This is a genomic window from Myxococcus dinghuensis, from assembly GCF_024198235.1.
Lineage (GTDB): Bacteria > Myxococcota > Myxococcia > Myxococcales > Myxococcaceae > Myxococcus > Myxococcus dinghuensis.
Window position 1 is genome coordinate 65,007 of record NZ_JAKCFB010000016.1, and the last position, 16,539, is coordinate 81,545.

At 71.1% G+C, this 16,539-nt stretch carries 20 protein-coding genes; 6 read left to right on the top strand and 14 right to left on the bottom strand.

All coding sequences use genetic code 11. The annotated features are described in order from the left end of the window. Positions 1-45: 45 nt before the first annotated feature. The 13 genes from LZ198_RS21425 to plsX form a co-directional block, all read right to left on the bottom strand. A complete protein-coding gene (locus tag LZ198_RS21425; RefSeq protein WP_253973886.1) occupies positions 46-537 on the bottom strand; it encodes a M17 family peptidase N-terminal domain-containing protein in 492 nt (163 codons plus the stop codon). Positions 538-563: 26 nt separating this feature from the next. Beyond that, a complete protein-coding gene (gene nusB, locus LZ198_RS21430; protein ID WP_253973887.1) occupies positions 564-986 on the bottom strand; it encodes a transcription antitermination factor NusB in 423 nt (140 codons plus the stop codon). Between the two features lie 2 nt (positions 987-988). Continuing rightward, the gene (gene ribH / locus LZ198_RS21435; RefSeq protein ID WP_253973888.1) at positions 989-1,492 is read right to left on the bottom strand and encodes a 6,7-dimethyl-8-ribityllumazine synthase; all 504 of its coding nucleotides are present in this window, start codon (positions 1,490-1,492) and stop codon (positions 989-991) included. A 39-nt stretch (positions 1,493-1,531) separates the two neighbouring features. Then, positions 1,532-2,194: a riboflavin synthase gene (locus tag LZ198_RS21440; RefSeq protein WP_253973889.1), complete on the bottom strand. Its 663-nt coding sequence runs from the start codon at positions 2,192-2,194 to the stop codon at positions 1,532-1,534. A 66-nt stretch (positions 2,195-2,260) separates the two neighbouring features. Then, positions 2,261-3,424, bottom strand: coding sequence for a bifunctional diaminohydroxyphosphoribosylaminopyrimidine deaminase/5-amino-6-(5-phosphoribosylamino)uracil reductase RibD (gene ribD, locus LZ198_RS21445; RefSeq protein WP_253973890.1), 1,164 nt, complete (start codon positions 3,422-3,424; stop codon positions 2,261-2,263). A gap of 11 nt (positions 3,425-3,435) precedes the next feature. Beyond that, the gene (nrdR, locus tag LZ198_RS21450) at positions 3,436-3,939 is read right to left on the bottom strand and encodes a transcriptional regulator NrdR (protein ID WP_253973891.1); all 504 of its coding nucleotides are present in this window, start codon (positions 3,937-3,939) and stop codon (positions 3,436-3,438) included. 32 nt (positions 3,940-3,971) lie between these two features. Then, entirely contained in the window at positions 3,972-5,228 is a 1,257-nt protein-coding gene (locus LZ198_RS21455; RefSeq protein WP_253973892.1) for a serine hydroxymethyltransferase, read from the bottom strand. Between the two features lie 37 nt (positions 5,229-5,265). Continuing rightward, positions 5,266-5,709 (bottom strand): ribose 5-phosphate isomerase B, encoded by a 444-nt coding sequence (gene rpiB / locus LZ198_RS21460; RefSeq protein ID WP_253973893.1) that lies wholly within the window; start codon positions 5,707-5,709, stop codon positions 5,266-5,268. A 19-nt stretch (positions 5,710-5,728) separates the two neighbouring features. Further along, the gene (gene fabF, locus LZ198_RS21465; protein ID WP_253973894.1) at positions 5,729-6,982 is read right to left on the bottom strand and encodes a beta-ketoacyl-ACP synthase II; all 1,254 of its coding nucleotides are present in this window, start codon (positions 6,980-6,982) and stop codon (positions 5,729-5,731) included. A gap of 84 nt (positions 6,983-7,066) precedes the next feature. Then, positions 7,067-7,309, bottom strand: a complete 243-nt coding sequence (gene acpP, locus LZ198_RS21470) for an acyl carrier protein (RefSeq protein WP_253973995.1) — start codon at positions 7,307-7,309, stop codon at positions 7,067-7,069. Positions 7,310-7,414: 105 nt separating this feature from the next. Beyond that, positions 7,415-8,161, bottom strand: coding sequence for a 3-oxoacyl-[acyl-carrier-protein] reductase (gene fabG, locus LZ198_RS21475; RefSeq protein ID WP_253973895.1), 747 nt, complete (start codon positions 8,159-8,161; stop codon positions 7,415-7,417). A 4-nt stretch (positions 8,162-8,165) separates the two neighbouring features. Further along, positions 8,166-9,098 carry an ACP S-malonyltransferase gene (gene fabD, locus LZ198_RS21480; protein ID WP_253973896.1) on the bottom strand — a complete coding sequence of 311 codons (933 nt, stop codon included), beginning with the start codon at positions 9,096-9,098 and terminating at the stop codon, positions 8,166-8,168. A 257-nt stretch (positions 9,099-9,355) separates the two neighbouring features. Beyond that, on the bottom strand, positions 9,356-10,417 hold the full coding sequence (gene plsX / locus LZ198_RS21485; protein WP_253973897.1) for a phosphate acyltransferase PlsX: 1,062 nt from the start codon (positions 10,415-10,417) through the stop codon (positions 9,356-9,358). 452 nt (positions 10,418-10,869) lie between these two features. On the opposite strand from plsX, the gene rpmF reads away from it, so the two are divergent. Continuing rightward, positions 10,870-11,058 (top strand): 50S ribosomal protein L32, encoded by a 189-nt coding sequence (rpmF, locus tag LZ198_RS21490; RefSeq protein ID WP_253973898.1) that lies wholly within the window; start codon positions 10,870-10,872, stop codon positions 11,056-11,058. A 130-nt stretch (positions 11,059-11,188) separates the two neighbouring features. Here rpmF and LZ198_RS21495 read toward each other — a convergent pair whose 3' ends face one another. After that, a complete protein-coding gene (locus LZ198_RS21495; RefSeq protein WP_253973899.1) occupies positions 11,189-11,797 on the bottom strand; it encodes a YceD family protein in 609 nt (202 codons plus the stop codon). Between the two features lie 163 nt (positions 11,798-11,960). Between LZ198_RS21495 and LZ198_RS21500 the strand changes: the two genes are divergently transcribed. The 5 genes from LZ198_RS21500 to LZ198_RS21520 all read left to right on the top strand — a co-directional run bounded on the left by LZ198_RS21500 (position 11,961) and on the right by LZ198_RS21520 (position 16,499). Then, on the top strand, positions 11,961-12,887 hold the full coding sequence (locus LZ198_RS21500; RefSeq protein WP_253973900.1) for a tetratricopeptide repeat protein: 927 nt from the start codon (positions 11,961-11,963) through the stop codon (positions 12,885-12,887). Beyond that, the gene (locus LZ198_RS21505; RefSeq protein ID WP_253973901.1) at positions 12,884-13,393 is read left to right on the top strand and encodes a hypothetical protein; all 510 of its coding nucleotides are present in this window, start codon (positions 12,884-12,886) and stop codon (positions 13,391-13,393) included. Before LZ198_RS21500 ends, LZ198_RS21505 begins: the two co-directional genes overlap by 4 nt. Before the next feature lie 94 nt (positions 13,394-13,487). Further along, positions 13,488-14,168: a response regulator gene (locus LZ198_RS21510; RefSeq protein WP_253973902.1), complete on the top strand. Its 681-nt coding sequence runs from the start codon at positions 13,488-13,490 to the stop codon at positions 14,166-14,168. A gap of 9 nt (positions 14,169-14,177) precedes the next feature. After that, positions 14,178-15,542 (top strand): sensor histidine kinase, encoded by a 1,365-nt coding sequence (locus LZ198_RS21515; RefSeq protein ID WP_253973903.1) that lies wholly within the window; start codon positions 14,178-14,180, stop codon positions 15,540-15,542. A 12-nt stretch (positions 15,543-15,554) separates the two neighbouring features. Continuing rightward, complete coding sequence (locus LZ198_RS21520; RefSeq protein ID WP_253973904.1) at positions 15,555-16,499, top strand: metallophosphoesterase family protein; 945 nt, start codon at positions 15,555-15,557, stop codon at positions 16,497-16,499. Positions 16,500-16,539: the final 40 nt, after the last annotated feature.

The following is a 16,539-nucleotide window of genomic DNA, read 5'->3' on the forward strand; positions in this document are numbered from 1 at the left end:
GGACGGTGCCCCATGCTAACAGAAGCCCTGTCCGGTCGCAGGCCCTCAGCCCTTCCTGGCTGGTAGGAGACGAACGAGCCCCTTGTCGGCCAGGACCGCCACCCGGGCGCCCTTGAACGCGGGGAGGAAGCCCTTCTGGAAGGCCTCCGAGCGCGCCGGGTCCTCCAGCGTCCCGCTCCCGGGGACCTCCAGCGCCACGGACTCCACCCGGGCCCGGCTGAGCACCTTGCCCGCCTCCGCCAGGGCGTCGCGCAGCGCGTCCGCGTCGAGCGCCTTGCGCCGCCCGAGCCCCACCACGAAGACGCGCGGCACCTCCAGCTTCCCGTCCGAGGGCAGCAGGAGCCAGTCGTCCTTGACGCCGGAGAAGAAGCCGCCCTGGAGCACGCGCGACAACGCGCCGCACAAGCGCCAGTCGACGAAGCCCGCGGTGGCGGGCAGCGGCCGGTCGTCCTCCGCCACGAACAGGCACAGGGCGTCCACGCCGGACAGCGAGTCCAGCCCTTCCATCCCGATGTCGTGCGTCGTCGTCTGGCTCACGGCCCGCTCCTATGCGCTGCTGCGGCTCACGCCTTGTTGAGCGCCACGGCCACCCGGTCCAGCAGGCCGTTGACGAAGGCGCTGGACTCCTCCGTCCCGAAGTTCTTCCCCAGCTCCACCGCTTCGTTGATGGTGACCTTGCGCGGGATGTCCGGCCGGTACTTCAGCTCGAAGATGCCCACGCGCAGCACGTTGCGGTCGATGCGCGACATGCGGTCCAGGCGCCAGTTGTGGCTGTGCGCCTCGATGAGGCGGTCGATCTCCGCGCGGTGCGCCTGCACGCCCTCCACCAGCTCCCGGGCGAAGCGCACCGCGTCCGGATCCCGCTTGCCCTCCTCCGAAGCCGTCCAGGCCGACTCCAGGGCGTCCATCGCGGACGAGCTCGGGGTCATCTCCAACTGGTAGAGCGCCTGCAACGCACGCTCACGTCCCGTTCTCCGTGCGCCCATGGTCAGCCCTTCTTCCCGTCGAGGTGGGCCATGCGCGTGAACAGGTTGACCATCTCGATGCAGGCCAGGGTGGCCTCCGCGCCCTTGTTGCCCGCCTTCACGCCCGCCCGGTCGATGGCCTGCTCCACGGTGTCCGTGGTGAGCACGCCGAAGGTGACCGCCGTCGCGGGGTTGGCCGCCGCCGCGTTGAAGGCCACCGAGCCGATGCCCTTGGCGCACTCCCCCGCCACGTAGTCGAAGTGGGGCGTGCCGCCGCGGATGACGGCGCCCAGGGCGACGACGCCCACGTACTGGCGCGACTCGGCGACGCGGCGCACGAGGCCGGGCAGCTCGTAGGTCCCGGGGCAGCGGTACACGTCGACGTCGGCGTCCGGGACGCCGTGGCGCACCAGCGTGTCCACGGCACCCTTGGCCAGCTCCTCGGTGATGAAGCCGTTGAAGCGGGCCACGCAGATGGCGAAGCGGCCCTTGGGGGGCAGGAAGTCACCTTCGATGTAGCGAGGCATGCGGGGCTTCCTACACCACCTGTGCCCCGGCGTCGCCTGCTACGGCGTTCCGAAACCCGCCGCCCGGACAGCCGCCTCCGTCAGCCCGCTCCCTCCCGGGACGGGCCCCTGCCCCCGCTGGAGCAGGAACAGCCGGGCCACGTACTTGCCGATGGGGTCCGCCTCCAGGTTGACCCGGGCCCCCACCTGCTTGGCCCGCAGCGTGGTGCGCTCCTGCGTCTCCGGGATGAGCTGCACGGCGAAGCGGTCCGCCCCCACCGAGTTGACGGTGAGGCTGATGCCGTCGATGGCCACCGAGCCCTTCTCGATGAAGTACGGCGCCAGCGCCGCCGGTAGGCCGAACACCATCACCCACGAGCCGCCCTCCGGGTGGGTCTCCAGCACCTGGCTGACCTGGTCCACGTGGCCGGAGACCAGGTGCCCGCCCAGCCGGTCCCCCAGCGCCAGGGCGCGCTCCAGGTTGACCCGGTCGCCCGGCCGCACCGCGTCCAGCGTGGTGCGCCGCAGCGTCTCCGGCGCGGCCTGGACCCGGAAGGAGTCCCCCGCGCGCTCCACCACCGTGAGGCAGGCGCCGTCGACGGCGATGGACTCGCCCAGCGCGAACGAGGCCGCGCCCAGGGACGTGCGGATCCACAGGTCCGTCATCTCCCCGGAGATGACGCGCTCCACCTGGCCAATGTCCTGAATGAGTCCGGTGAACATATGGGTGGGGCATATAACCCACCCACCCGCCCGCCGCCCTTCCGGGGGCGCGTGGCGTCATTAGACCTACAGCAAGGCCCGGAGCAGGACGTCCTGTCCCACCTGCTCGAAGGTCAGGTCCTTCACGGACAGGGCGTGGGCCATCTCCTTCACGCCCAGGTCCCCGGCCCAGGACAGGCCCTCGCGGCCCAGCAGCTTGGGGGCCAGGAACAGGGCCAGCTCGTCCGCCAGGTGCTCGCGCAGGAAGGAGCCGTACAACTGCGCGCCGCCCTCGACGAGCACGTGGTTGAGGCCCTCCTTGTTCAGCCGGCGCAGCACGGCCTTGAGGTCCACGCGGCCCTGCTTCTCGCGCACCTGCCACACCTCCACGCCCTGGGCGAGGAAGCGCCGCGCCTTGCGGCCCTCCGGGTCCTCCAGCGTGGCGACGATGGTGCGCGCGGGGCTCTTCTGGGTGAAGACGGTGTAGCCCGGCGACAGCCGCAGGTGGCTGTCCACCACGACGCGCAAGGGGTCCTTGCCCCCGCCGCCCGGCAGCCGCGTGGTGAGCTTGGGGTCGTCGTGGCGCACGGTGTTGGCGCCCACGAGGATGACGTCCACGGAGTCGCGCAGCCGGTGGACCCAGGCGCGTGACTTCTCGCCCGTCACCCAGCGCGAGTCCCCCGTCGCCGTGGCCAGCTTGCCGTCCAGCGTCGCCGCGGCCTTCAGCGTCACCCACGGCAGGCCCGTGCGGATGGACTTGAAGAAGGGCCGGTTGAGCTGGTCCGCCTCCTCCTGGAGGACCCCCGTCACCACCTTCACCCCGGCGCGCCGCATCCGGGCCACGCCCTTGCCGCTCACCTTGGGGTTGGGGTCCGCCGAGCCGCAGATGACCCGCCGCACGCCGGCCTCGATGATGGCCATGCTGCACGGGGGCGTGCGGCCGTAGTGGTCGCACGGCTCCAGCGTCGAGTAGAGGTCCGCGCCCCGGGCGCGCGCGCCGGCGGCCTCCAGCGCCACCACCTCCGCGTGCGCCGTGCCCGCCTTCTTGTGGTAGCCGCGGGCGATGATGCGGCCGCCCTTCACCAGCACCGCGCCCACCACCGGGTTGGGGCTGGTGCGGCCCAGGCCCTTGGCCGCCTCCTCCAGCGCGATGCGCATGAAGAACTCGGCCACCGCGCGGTCGAAGTCCGCCGCGCGCTTCGCCCGGGGAGCCCGGGTGGCCTCCAACCTCGCTCGCGTCAGCAACCGCATGGTGCCATCCCTCAACCGCCCCGGCCGGGAGCCAGCGGGGGCTTCGCCTTGCGCTCCCGCTCCTGGTCCTCGAGCAGGTCCTTCAGCTCGTGCATGAACTCGGAGATGTCGCGGAAGCTGCGGTACACGGACGCGAACCGGACGTAGGCCACCTCGTCCAGTTGCTGCAGCCGGCGCATGACCTCCTCGCCGATGACGGACGAGGCCATCTCCTTCTCGCCCGTGCCCTGCAGCAGCCGCTCGATGGCCACCACCGTCTCCTCCAACTGGTCGGCGGAGACGGGGCGCTTCTCGCAGGCCTTCTTCAGGCCGCTGACGATCTTCTCCCGGTCGAAGGCCTCGCGCCGCCCGTCCTTCTTCACGATGAGCGGGTAGAGCTCCTCCACCCGCTCGTACGTGGTGAAGCGGCGCTTGCACGCCAGGCACTCGCGGCGCCGGCGGATGACGGACCCCTCGTGCGACTCGCGCGAGTCGATGACCTTGTTCTCTGCGTCCTGGCAGAACGGGCAACGCATGGAGTGCGAGGGGCTTCCGGTCCGGCGCGCGGCTACTTCAGCCGCGAGGCGTACAGCGGGAAGCCCTGGGCCAGCTCCTTCACCTGTCCCTTGATGCGGGTGAGCGCCGCGTCGTCCTGCGCGTGGTCCAGGGCCTCACCGATGAGCCGCCCCACCACCGCCATGTCCGCCTCGCGCATGCCGCGCGTGGTGAGCGCGGGCGTGCCCACCCGGACGCCGGAGGTCACCATCGGCTTCTCCGGGTCGAACGGAATCATGTTCTTGTTCACGGTGATGCCCGCCTTGCCGAGCACCTCCTCGGCCACCTTGCCCGTGAGCTGCTTGGGGCGCAGGTCCACGAGCATCAGGTGGTTGTCGGTGCCGCCGGACGTCAGCCGCAGGCCCGCCTTCTTCAAGGCCTCCGCCAGCGCCTGCGCGTTGGCGACGATCTGCCGCTGGTACACCTTGAAGTCCGGCGCCAGCGCCTCGCGGAACGCCACCGCCTTGCCGGCGATGACGTGCATCAGCGGGCCGCCCTGGATGCCGGGGAAGATCTGGCTGTTGATGGACTTGGCGTACGCCTCGCGCCCCATCACCATGCCGCCGCGCGGGCCGCGCAGCGTCTTGTGCGTGGTGGTGGTGACGATGTCCGCGAAGGGCACCGGCGAGGGGTGCACGCCCGCGGCCACCAGGCCCGCGATGTGCGCCATGTCCACCATCACCGCCGCGCCCACCGCGTCGGCGATCTCCCGGAACTTCGCGAAGTCGAGCACGCGCGGGTAGGCGCTGGCGCCCACGACGATGACCTTGGGCTTGTGCTCCTGGGCCAGCGCCTGCACCTGCGCGAAGTCGATGGTCTCCGTGTCCCGCGTCAGGCCGTAGTGGACGACCTTGTAGAGCTTGCCGGAGAAGTTGAAGGCCGCGCCGTGGGTGAGGTGGCCGCCGGAGTTGAGGTCGAGCGACAGCATCGTGTCGCCCGGCTTCATCAGCGCCATGTACGCGCCCATGTTGGCCTGGCTGCCGGAGTGAGCCTGGACGTTGACGAAGTCCGCGCCGAACAGCTCCCGGGCGCGGGAGATCGCCAGGTTCTCCACCACGTCCACCACCTCGCAGCCGCCGTAGTAGCGCTTGCCGGGGTAGCCCTCCGCGTACTTGTTGGTGAGCACGGAGCCCACCGCCTCCAGCACCGCGGGGCTGACGAAGTTCTCGGAGGCGATCAGCTCCAGGCCGTCCTCCTGCCGCTGGGTCTCCTCGCGGACGGTCCGGGCAATCTCCGGGTCCACCTCGGCCAGCGTGCGGGTGTTCTCCATGGCGGGTCTCCTCTCGACGAAAGGTACGGCGAAGGCCCTAGCCCTGGGACTCGGCCTCGCGAATCTTCTGCACGCGGCGCTCGTGCCGCCCGCCCTCGAAGGGCGTGGCGAGGAACGCCTCCAGGATGGCCCGGCCCACGCCGGCCCCCACCACGCGCTGGCCCAGGCACAGCACGTTGGCGTCGTTGTGCGCCCGCGCCATGCGGGCCTCGAACTCCGTGGTGCACAGCGCCGCGCGCACGCCCCGGTGCTTGTTGGCGACGATGCTCATGCCGATGCCCGTCCCGCACACCAGCACGCCCAGCGTCGCCTCGCCGGAGGTCACCGCCCGCGACACGCGGGCGGCGAAGTCCGGGTAGTCCACCGAGTCCCGCGTGACGGGCCCCACGTCCTCGTGGGGCACGCCGCGCTCCTTCAGCGCGGACACCAGCTCCTGGCGGAGCTCCAGGCCCGCGTGGTCGGAAGCGAGGATGACTTTCACGCGGGCATCTCCGGTCGACTCAGAACCGCTTGAAGAGCAACACCGCGTTGGTGCCGCCGAATCCGAACGAGTTGCTCATCACCGCGTCCACCCGGGCCTCGCGCGCCTGGTTGGGCACGTAGTCCAGGTCGCAGTCCGGATCCGCGCTCGTCTGGTTGATGGTGGGGGGCAGCGCGTTGCGCGACAGCACCAGCGCGCTGACCACGCCCTCGTAGCCACCCGCCGCGCCGAGCATGTGGCCCGTCATGGACTTGGTCGACGACACGGCCAGCTTGCGCGCGTGGTCACCGAACACCGCCTTGATGGCCTTGGTCTCGTTCGCGTCGTTGAACGGCGTGGAGGTGCCGTGCGCGTTGATGTAGCCGACCTCGTCCGGCCGCATGCCCGCGGACTCCAGCGCCAGGCGCATGCAGCGCGCCGCGCCTTCGCCTTCCGGCGCCGGCTGCGTCACGTGGTAGGCGTCCGAGTTGGCCCCGTAGCCCACCAGCTCCGCGAGGATGCGGGCGCCGCGCTTCTTGGCGGCCTCCATCTCCTCCAGGACCAGGATGCCCGCGCCCTCGCCCATGACGAAGCCGTCACGGTCCTTGTCGAACGGCCGGCTGGCCGCCGTCGGGTCGTCGTTGCGCGTGGACAGCGCCTTCATCACGGAGAAGCCACCCACGCCCAGCGGGGTGATGGCCGCCTCCGCGCCACCGGCGATGGCCGCGTCCGTCTCGCCCAGCTTGATGGACTTCCAGGCCTCGCCGATGGCGTGGGCGCTGGTCGCGCAAGCGGAGACGGGCGCCCAGTTGGGCCCCTTGCAGTTGTACTTCATCGAGATGAGGCCGGGGGCCATGTTGATGATCATCTGGATGATGAAGAAGGGCGACAGCCGGTCGAACCCCTTCTCCAGGCCCTTGCGGTGCTGCTCCTCGAGGGAGGCGATCCCGCCGATGCCCGACCCGACGATGACGCCCACCTTCTCCGGCGTGTACCCATGGGGCACGTCCGGACCGATGGGCAGCCCCGACTCCTTCACCGCCATCTCCGCGGCGGCCAGGGCGTACTGGGCGTAGAGGTCCATCCGGCGCACCTCGCGCCGGTCGATGAACTTCTCCGCCTCGAAATCCTTCACCTCGCCGGCGATTCGCGTGTCGAGCTTCCCGGTGTCGAAGCGGGTGATGGGTGAGATACCCGACTTACCGGCAAGCAACGTCTGCCAGTTCTTCTCGGTGCCTGTGCCCAGTGCCGAGATGACCCCGGTACCGGTGATGACGACTCGACGGTGTGACACGGTCCTCTCCGGTGGCGCCTGGGACGCCGGGCACGCCGCGTTCGACGCGGCGAAGCCCCGCCCCCCGGCACGCCGTGTTGCTGACTACTTCTTGTGATTGGTGATGTAGTTGATGGCGTCGCCGACGGTCTTGATGTTCTCGGCCTCTTCGTCGGGGATCTCGACCTCGAACTCCTCCTCCATCGCCATCACGAGCTCCACGATGTCGAGGCTGTCGGCGCCCAGATCCTCGATGAAGGAAGACTCGACCTTGATCTCATCCTCTCCCACGCCGAGCTGATCGGCGATGATGCCCTTGACCTTGGTCTCAATTGCGGACGTCGACATAAGTGCTGAACCCTCCAGGAACCAGATGTAGGCCCGGAAGGCTTCCCGAGCCCTGTCGAAAGCCGGCGCGGTATATCCCACGGCCGGCGCCAATCCAACCTTGGGTTACATGTACATGCCGCCGTTGACCCGGAGCACCTCGCCGGTGATGTAGGAGGAAGCGTCACCCGAGAGGAAGAGGACGGCCTGGGCCACCTCCTCCGGGTTGCCCAGGCGTCCCAGGGGGATGCCCTCCAACATCTTCTGGCGGAGTTCGTCGCTCAGGTGGGACGTCATGTCCGTCCCGATGAAGCCCGGGGACACGGCGTTCACCCGGATGTTGCGGCTGGACAGCTCCCGGGCCACCGACTTGGTGAGCCCGATGAGGCCTGCTTTGGAGGCCGAGTAGGCCGCCTGCCCCACGTTGCCCATCTCCCCCACGACGGAGGTGACGTTGACGATGGCGCCCGAGCGCTGCTTCATCATGGGACGGCTGGCGGCGCGGATGAGGGCGAAGGCGCCCTTCAGGTTGGTGTCCAGCTGCTTGTCCCAGTCGTCGTCCTTCACGCGCATGACCAGGCCGTCCACCGCCATGCCGGCGTTGTTGACGAGCACGTCCAGCCGCCCGTGCGTCTTGACGACCCCCTCGATGGCGTTGGCGCACGCGATGGCGTCCGACACGTCGAACTTCAACGCCTCCGCCTTCGCGCCCGCCGCCTGCAGCAGGCCCACCGTCTCCTGGGCCGCAGCCTCGTTGCCCGCATAGCTGATGACGACGGTGGAGGCGCCCGCCTTGGCGAAGCCCACCGCGATGGACCTGCCGATGCCCCGCGAACCGCCGGTGACCAGCACCACCTTGTCCTTGAAGCTCATGCGCTCACCCCAGCGCCGCGAGCACCTTCTCCAGGCTCGCGGCGTCCTCGACGTTGAAGGTTTCGATGTCCTTCGTGATGCGCTTGACCAGACCGCACAGCACCTTGCCCGGACCCAGCTCCACCACGCGCGTGACGCCCTCTGCCTTGAGCGCCTCCACGCATTCGATCCACCGCACCGGCGAACTCACCTGCTCCAGGAGGAGCGGCACCACCCGCGCCGCGTCCGCGTTGGGGCGGGCCTCCACGTTCGTCACCACCGGGACGGACGGGGCGCCCACCTTCATGCTCCCCAGCACCGCCGCCAGCCGGGGCTTCACCGGCTCCATCAGCGCGCAGTGGAAGGGCGCGGACACCGGCAGGGGCATGACGCGCTTGGCGCCCGCCTCCTTGCACTTCGCCCCGGCGCGCTCCACCGCCGCCGCGTCGCCGGCGATCACCGTCTGCTCGGGCGAGTTGTAGTTGGCCGGGGCGACGACCTGCCCCTCCGCCGCCGCGTCACAGGCCGCCTTCACCTTGCCCGGCTCCAGCCCCAGCACCGCCGCCATGGCCCCCACGCCCGCCGGCACCGCCTCCTGCATGAAGGTGCCACGCGCGCGCACCGCCCGGGCCGCGTCGCCCAGGTTCAGCGAGCCCGCCGCCACCAGCGCCGAGTACTCACCCAGCGAGTGCCCCGCGACGAACGCCGCCGCCGGCCCCCGCTTGGAGAAGACCGCGTGCGCCGCCACGGACACCGTCAGGATGGCCGGCTGCGTGTTCGCCGTCAGCTTCAGCGCGTCTTCTGGCCCCTCGAAGCAAAGGTTGGAGAGCTTCTCCCCGAGCGCATCGTCGACGGCCTCGAAGACGGCGCGGGCCTCGGGGAACTTCTCGAAGAGGTCCTTGCCCATCCCCACGGCCTGACTGCCCTGCCCGGGAAACACGAATGCGACCTTCGCCATGTGCGGTCTCTGCCTCCTGATACGACTCGATTCCTGTCCTACCTGGCGGTCCTACCGGCGCGTCACCGCGCCACCTCGTGGCAGGTCCGCCCGCACGGGGAACCCCGCGCCTCGCGTCGCTCCCGCGCCTTCACGCGCCGCGGCCCACCAACCTGGGAGGAGGCCACGTCCTGGGAGCACTTCGCGCTGCGCCACATCCTTGCCACGAGGGTTCTCCAGAAGAGATTCGTCGGAACCCAACGCCCGGGCTCCGCTCTCTAATCGGAAACAACCTCGTCTGTCGCCCTTTTTCCCCTCTGGTGGGTAGGAAGCCAGACCCCGGCCTTTTCGATGCAACGCGTCAGCTCCTCCTGGAGCCCCCCCTGCGCGGCCGCGAGCGCGGCCCCCAGCGCGTTGTGGAGGGCCCGGGGAGAAGAGCGGCCATGCGCCACGATGCCCACCCCGCGAATCCCGAGGAGGGGCGCGCCGCCGTACTCGGCGTAGTCCACCACGCGGCGCAGGCCCGCCAGGGCCTTCTGGAGCAGCAGCGCCCCCAGCTTCTCCGACAAGCCGCCGCGCTTCTCGATGGCCTGCCGCAACAGGCCGATGACGCCCATGCCCACGCCCTCGGATGTCTTGAGGACGACATTTCCGGTGAAGCCGTCCGTCACCACCACCTGGACGTCGCCGGAGAACAGGTCCTTGCCCTCCACGTAGCCGGCGAAGTCCAGGTCGGACTGGCGCAGGAGGTCGCTCGCCTCACGGGTCAGCGGCGTGCCCTTCGACGGCTCCTCGCCATTGGAGAGCACCGCCACCCGGGGCCGGGCCACGCCCTGGCGCACGCGCACGTACGCCTCGCCCATGACGGCGAACTGGGCCAGGTGCGAGGGCTTGCAGTCGACGTTCGCCCCCGCGTCCAGCAGCAGGCAGCGCCCGCCCCCCTTGAGCGCGGGGAAGAGCGTGGCGATGGCCGGCCGCTCCACCCCCGGCAGCCGCCCCAGGGTGAGCAGCCCGCCCGCCATGACGGCGCCCGAGTTGCCGGCGGAGACGAGCGCGTCGCCCTGCCCGTCTCGCACCAGCTCGAAGCCCACGCGCAGGGAGGAGTCGCGCTTGCGGCGGAAGGCGGTGGAGGCGTGGTCGTCCATCTCCACCACCTCCGAGGCGTGGTGGACGCGCACGTTGGTGGGGGGACGGGCCTTGCCCAGCAGGGGGCCGATCCGGGCCGTGTCCCCCACGAGGATGACCTCGTGGTCCGGGTGGGCCCGGGCGAAGAGCACCGCGCCCTCCACCGGCGCGTCCGGGGCGAGGTCGCCCCCCATCGCGTCCAGCACCAGCCTCATCCCCGTCGCCCCGTCGTCTGTGTGCGTGCCATACCCCGGCCCTGCCCGCCCCTCCGGGGGCCGGGCGGCGCGCAGCACACCAGGAAGCCCCCAGGGGGGCAACGACTGGCTGAAGGCCCCGCCCGGGTGCGCACAGGTGCGAACGCACGGGGTGGCCCGCGCCGCGCTGATCCCGGACCCGGGAGGATGCGGGGGCGCGGGAGGACGTTGTCGCGGTGTCCCGGCTCGGGTATCACCCGGCGGGGAGGCGGCGGCGTCCCTCCGTGGGGGAGCCCACTTCGGGAGATCTCGCGCATTGACTCGGGCCTTTCGAGCCGCTAGGTTCCGCCGCCTTTCAAGCCGGACAGGGAGTACGCGAGTTGATCGCGACCGCTTCCCTGGATCGGTGTTGGACCGACATGTTGCGCAGGGAGCCGGGGACCCCGGCACAGCGCGTGAGACAGAGGTGAGCCGTGGGTGTCCCCAAGAAGCGTACTTCCAAGATGCGTCGTGACCGCCGCCGCGCGGCGAACAACAACCTGCGCACCGCCGTGCAGGTGACCAAGTGCCCGAACTGCAAGGAGCCGGTGATGCCGCACCGCGCCTGCACCTCCTGCGGGCAGTACAAGGGCCGCGAGCTGCTGCCCCAGGCCGAGGGCTGAAGTCTCCTCGCTGACGCCCACCCGTTGGGCGTCGTGGAGGACCAGGGCCGCGCCTCTCCTCTGGAGGGGTCGCGGCCCTCGCCTTTTCGGGCCCCCGCCGTGGCAGGGGCCCCACGTTCCCACCGCGGCGTCAGTTGCTCAGCTTGATGTTCTTGAGCGGCGCCAGGCGCGGATCCACGGGCTTCGTGTCGCACTGGCACGTCGCCTCGTTGCGGTTGATGCCGCACTGCGGGCACAGCCCCTTGCAGTCGTCCTTGCAGACGGCGTTCATGGGCAGGGCCAGCAGCAGCTGCTCCCGGACGATGGGGTCCAGGTCGATGACCTTCCCGTCGAAGACCTCCTGGTCCGCGTCGTCCATCGTGAAGGAGCCGCCGGATTCGGACTGGTGGCGCTCCTTCTTCTCCATGGCCCCCTCGTCGTCCGAGTCGTCCTTGAAGTCGTCTCCACGGACGAGCGACTCCGGAACCAGGTTCAGGGTGAAGGACACGGGCACCGCCAGCTCCACGTCCTTCAGGCAGCGCTTGCAGGGGCTCGTCACGTCCGCCGTGAAGCGCCCCTCCAGCAGCACGCCGCCGCTCAGCTTGCGCAGCGACGCCTTGAGCTGGGACGGACGGGTGGGCCGAAAGCCGGTGTCCTGGCCGCCCTCCGACCCCGACAGCGCGGCATTCAACAGTTCGAGACCGACGGGCTCATCGAGCTTCAGCCCCGCCTCATGGATTTGTTCAACCTTTACGAGCATTTACGTGACTTCCAGGCAAAAATGGGCGGGGAACATAGAGGGAGGCCCCTCGACCGTCAACACGCCCGGGTTCGACGCCACCACGCAGATGTCACCGCGCCGTCACCCTGGACGATACGGCCCTCGTGGATCCTCCCGACAACGCTTTGATAGGGTCGGTTCGATGCACAGGCACGATTTGCCGTCGCGGCTGGGGGTCCTCCTCCTGGTGATGGGCCTCGCGGCGCCCCCCGGACTCGCCCACAACCTCTTCCCGCCGCCCGCCCTCTCGCAGCTCGGGCCGGCGAGCCCCGAAATCACCCGCGCCCGCGAGCAGATCGACAACGGCGAGTTCGAGGAGGCCCGGCGCACGCTGCAGGCCGGGCTCGACGCGCCGGACGTCACGGATGATCAGCTCGTGGAGCTCTACCGCCTGCTCGGCCTCACCGCCCTGTACCTGGGCGACGAGAACCAGGCCCGCGAGGCCTACGAGAAGCTGCTCCAGGCCCGGCCGGACTACGAGCTGCCGCGCACCGCGCCGCCGAAGCTGCGCGCGCTCTACGCCCGCATCAAGGAGGACATCCGCAGCCGCCGGGTGCGCCCGGTGACGCTGGACGTGTCCCCCGTCCCCAACTCCCGGGGGGGCCAGCCGCTGGAGGTGTCCGCCACCATCCAGGAGCTGGCGCTGGGCGCCCGCGCGCGCATGTTCTACCGGCGCGCCGGAGACCAGGCCTACAACTCCGTCGACTTCGTCAAGGACCGCAACGACAAGGAGCAGTTCCGCGCGGTGGTGCCCGCGTACGACGTGCCCGCGGAGTCGGAGCCCTACGAGGTCGAGTACTACTTCGAGGTCGCGGACGCCGCGCAGCGCCGGCTGGCCGGCCGCGGTGACTCGTTCCAGCCGCTGATGTTCCAGGTGCTGCCGCAGCAGCAGACGGCCGCCGCGGACGGCGAGGTCTCCTCGGGCCGCCCCTGGTACAAGAGCCCCTGGCTCTGGGTGGCCGTGGGCGCGGTGGCCATCGGCGGCACCGCGGGCGTGGTGGCCCTCTCCTCCTCCGAGGACCGGGGCCGCGTCCCCATCACCATCCGCGTGGACCCCTCCCAGCCATGAGCCCCTCCTCCCTCAAGCTGCTGCCCCTGGCCGCCCTGCTGTGCGGCTGCGGCCCCGAGTCCTCCGGCCCCACGGGCCGCTTCGGCCTGGACGTGGTCATGTCGAGCGCCGTCGCCAACGAGGTGCACGCGCTCCAGGTCACCGTGCTCACGCGCGGCTCGAGCCGCAGCTGCACCGAGCTGCAGCGCACCTGCCTCAACTCGCAGGTCAAGCGCGAGGACATGGTCGCCCTCCAGGACGCGCGCGGCAACGAAGGGCGCGCGCTGCGCTTCACCGTGGACCTGGCGGCCATGCAGAACGGCGGCAGCCAGTCGCTGGACGTGGACGTGCCGGTGGGGCGCGACTACGCGCTCGTCATCGAGGCCATGGCCGTGGGCAGCCCGTCGCGCTTCCTGGGCAGCTCCTGCAACTACCTCAAGGTGGTCAACTCCGGGGACAACGCGCCCCTGGTGGCCGCCCCCCTGGTGCTGACCGAGCAGTCCTGCGATCCGTCCATCGCTCCCTGAGCGGGTGGCCGCCCACGCCGCCGGGTAGCGCGCGCGCCCCGCGCCCGGCGGCCCGAGCCGCTACACCTCATCATCGAGTTTCGAGAGGACCTTCATGACCCGCATCCTGATCATCGAGGACGAGCAGGACCTGGCCGGGCTCGTCGAGTACAACCTGCGCGCGGCCGGCTTCGACACGGAGACGGCGAACACCGGCGCGGGGGGACTGGCGCGCGCCCGGGCCAACCCGCCGGACCTGCTGCTGCTGGACCTGATGCTGCCGGACATCGCCGGCGGCGAGGTGCTGCGCATGCTCAAGCAGGACCCGGAGCTGCGCAAGACGTCCGTCATCATCGTCAGCGCCAAGGGCCAGGAGTCCGACCGCGTCCTGGGCCTGGAGCTGGGCGCGGACGACTACGTGGTGAAGCCCTTCTCCGTCCGGGAGCTGCTCCTGCGCGTCAAGGCGGTGCTGCGGCGCGCGGACGCCGAGGAGGGCCCCGCCCAGGTGCTCGGCGCGGGCGACATCGCCCTGGACACCTCGCGCCACCAGGTGCGCGTGAAGGACGTGGAGGTGGTGCTCACCGCCCTGGAGTTCCGCCTGCTGCGCACGCTGCTGGAGCGCAGCGACCGGGTGCAGACGCGCGAGGTGCTCCTGTCCGACGTCTGGGGCATCCAGGCGGAGATCCACACCCGCACGGTGGACACGCACATCAAGCGGCTGCGCGAGAAGCTCGGCCCCGCCGGCGACATCATCGAGACGGTGCGCGGCGTCGGCTACAAGCTCAGCCCTCCCTGACCCACCGCCATGCCCCTGCGCTATACGCTGCTGCCCCTGCTGCTCCCCGCGACGCTGGTGGGTGTGCTCGTGGCCGTGCTCGGCACGCCGGGCAACGCGGTGGCCGTGGCGCTCGTCACGCTCGCCGGCTCCCTCATGGCGCTGGGCCTCAGCCGCGGCGCGCTCCACCGCCAGCTCGACAGCCTGACGCGCAGCACCCGGGGGCTCGCCGAGGGCGCCGGGGGCGTGGCCCGTCCCGACCCGGACCAGCTCGAGGAGGTGGCCAGCCTCGAGGGCGCCATCGACTCGCTGCACGCGCGCATGTCCGCCCGCAGCGCGGAGCTGACGCAGGAGTCGCAGACCCTGGCCGCGGTGCTGGACAGCATGGCCGAGGGCATCTGGGTGACGGACGCCGAGGGCACCGTGGTGCGCCACAACGACGCGCTCCGGCAGATGCTGCGCCCCGGCGGCGGCGGGCCCATCATCGGCCAGCGCCCCCTGGCCCTCATCCGCGACGACCAGCTGCACGACGCCGTCATGCGCGCCTGCCACGAGGGCGCCTCCAGCCGCCTGGAGCTGGCGCTCGAGGGGCTGTTCCCCCGGACGCTCGCCATCCGGGTGACGCCCGTGGGCCAGGACCTGCCGGGCAGCGCCGCCGTCTTCCACGACGTCACGGAGCTGCGCCGCCTGGAGAAGGTGCGCAAGGACTTCGTGGCCAACGTCTCCCACGAGCTGCGCACCCCCATCACCGCCATCCGCGGCTACGCGGAGACGCTCCAGGGTGGCGCGCTGAAGGACGCCCAGGTCGCTCCACGCATGGTGGAGATCATCCACCGCCAGTCCGAGCGCCTGTCCGAGCTGGTGGAGGACCTGCTGGAGCTGTCCCGGCTGGAGTCCCGCGAGGTGAGCCTGAAGCTCACGGAGGTCTCCCTGGCGGAGGCCGCCGCCCGCGCCGCCGACACCGTGCGCCCCAAGGCCGAGGGCAAGGGCCAGACGGTTTCACTCCATGTCCCTGCGGACCTCGTGGCCGTGGGGGACTCTCGGGCGGTGGAGCAGGTGCTGCTGAACCTGCTCGACAACGCGGTGAAGTACACGCCCGCGGGCGGGCGGGTGGACGTGGACGGAGCGTGCGAGGACGGGCGGTGCGTGGTGCGCGTGCGGGACACGGGGCTGGGCATCGAGCCGCGCCACCTGTCGCGCATCTTCGAGCGCTTCTACCGGGTGGACAAGGGCCGCAGCCGGGACATGGGGGGCACGGGGCTGGGGCTGTCCATCGTCAAGCACCTGCTCCAGGCCATGGACGGCGAGGTCAAGGTCGAGAGCCAGCCGAACGAGGGGAGCACCTTCACGATTTTTCTGCCCCAGGCGGTCCCCGCGCGCTCGGCGACGGGGTAGGATGGGACGACCATGCGGGTCGCCATCCTCGCGGACATCCACGGCAACCTCCCCGCCTGCGAGGCCGTCCTCGAGGACATCGCCCGCTCCGTGGCTCCCGACTACATCGTCGCCGCCGGAGACCTGGCCCTGCGGGGGGCCCACCCTCGCGAGACGGTGGACCTGCTGTTCGACCGCTGCGACTCCGTCCTGATGGGCAACACGGACTGCTACCTCGCCGGCAACTACCTGGGGGGTGCGTACCGCGAGCGGGACCACTGGAAGACGGAGCTGTTGCGCTGGACGCGGGACCAGTTGGGTGAGGCGCACCTGCGCCAGTTGGGCAGCCTCCCCTTCTCCGTGCGCTACACGCCGCGCAAGGGGCAGGACCTGTTCGTCTGCCACGCCAACCCGCGCAACCTCGAGGAGTCGCTGGACCCCACGCTGGACGACGTCGCGGTGCGCCGCTTCTTCGCGCACCTGGACGCGGCCGCGTGCGCCTTCGGGCACCTGCACTTCCCCTATCGCCGCCGCGTGGGCCGCATGCTCATCGCGGACGTGGCCAGCGCGGGCATCCCCCGGGACGGGGACCTGCGGCCGGCCTACGGCGTCTTCACCTTCACGCCCAAGGGCTGGCGCGTGCAGATCCGCCGCGTGCGCTACCCGGTGCGCAAGGCCACCCAGGCGCTCACCGCGCGCCGCGTGCCGGGCGGTCCGCTGCTCATCCACAAGCTGGTGGAGGCGCGCTACCGCCACCACCACGCGCTGATGGAGGCCGCGCGGCGCCACTCCGGCCTGCCGCCGCCGGGGCCCGTGCTGCGTCCGCCTCCGGGCGCGGTGGCCCGCACCGCCGCGGTGCCGCTCGACCACCGTCCGCCCACGGAGGTGGACCCCACCAGCCTCCCCACGGACCTGGACGGGACGGTGACGGACGCCACGCCGCTGCCGCTCGACCTCCTGAACGATTTGGACGGCTGAGCGCGGTTGTCGCCAGGGCGTTGCTTGCGCCCGCGCGGGG

What these genes read in the sequence shown, in the direction of transcription:
- nrdR (WP_253973891.1), bottom strand. Translation starts at nt 3,939, where the DNA reads ATGCGTTGCCCGTTCTGCCAGGACGCAGAGAACAAGGTCATCGACTCG.
- LZ198_RS21520 (WP_253973904.1), top strand. Translation starts at nt 15,555, where the DNA reads ATGCGGGTCGCCATCCTCGCGGACATCCACGGCAACCTCCCCGCCTGC.
- LZ198_RS21495 (WP_253973899.1), bottom strand. Translation starts at nt 11,797, where the DNA reads ATGCTCGTAAAGGTTGAACAAATCCATGAGGCGGGGCTGAAGCTCGAT.
- plsX (WP_253973897.1), bottom strand. Translation starts at nt 10,417, where the DNA reads ATGAGGCTGGTGCTGGACGCGATGGGGGGCGACCTCGCCCCGGACGCG.
- LZ198_RS21500 (WP_253973900.1), top strand. Translation starts at nt 11,961, where the DNA reads ATGCACAGGCACGATTTGCCGTCGCGGCTGGGGGTCCTCCTCCTGGTG.
- LZ198_RS21515 (WP_253973903.1), top strand. Translation starts at nt 14,178, where the DNA reads ATGCCCCTGCGCTATACGCTGCTGCCCCTGCTGCTCCCCGCGACGCTG.
- fabD (WP_253973896.1), bottom strand. Translation starts at nt 9,098, where the DNA reads ATGGCGAAGGTCGCATTCGTGTTTCCCGGGCAGGGCAGTCAGGCCGTG.
- LZ198_RS21440 (WP_253973889.1), bottom strand. Translation starts at nt 2,194, where the DNA reads ATGTTCACCGGACTCATTCAGGACATTGGCCAGGTGGAGCGCGTCATC.
- nusB (WP_253973887.1), bottom strand. Translation starts at nt 986, where the DNA reads ATGGGCGCACGGAGAACGGGACGTGAGCGTGCGTTGCAGGCGCTCTAC.
- LZ198_RS21505 (WP_253973901.1), top strand. Translation starts at nt 12,884, where the DNA reads ATGAGCCCCTCCTCCCTCAAGCTGCTGCCCCTGGCCGCCCTGCTGTGC.
- LZ198_RS21510 (WP_253973902.1), top strand. Translation starts at nt 13,488, where the DNA reads ATGACCCGCATCCTGATCATCGAGGACGAGCAGGACCTGGCCGGGCTC.
- ribH (WP_253973888.1), bottom strand. Translation starts at nt 1,492, where the DNA reads ATGCCTCGCTACATCGAAGGTGACTTCCTGCCCCCCAAGGGCCGCTTC.
- acpP (WP_253973995.1), bottom strand. Translation starts at nt 7,309, where the DNA reads ATGTCGACGTCCGCAATTGAGACCAAGGTCAAGGGCATCATCGCCGAT.
- LZ198_RS21455 (WP_253973892.1), bottom strand. Translation starts at nt 5,228, where the DNA reads ATGGAGAACACCCGCACGCTGGCCGAGGTGGACCCGGAGATTGCCCGG.
- fabG (WP_253973895.1), bottom strand. Translation starts at nt 8,161, where the DNA reads ATGAGCTTCAAGGACAAGGTGGTGCTGGTCACCGGCGGTTCGCGGGGC.
- ribD (WP_253973890.1), bottom strand. Translation starts at nt 3,424, where the DNA reads ATGCGGTTGCTGACGCGAGCGAGGTTGGAGGCCACCCGGGCTCCCCGG.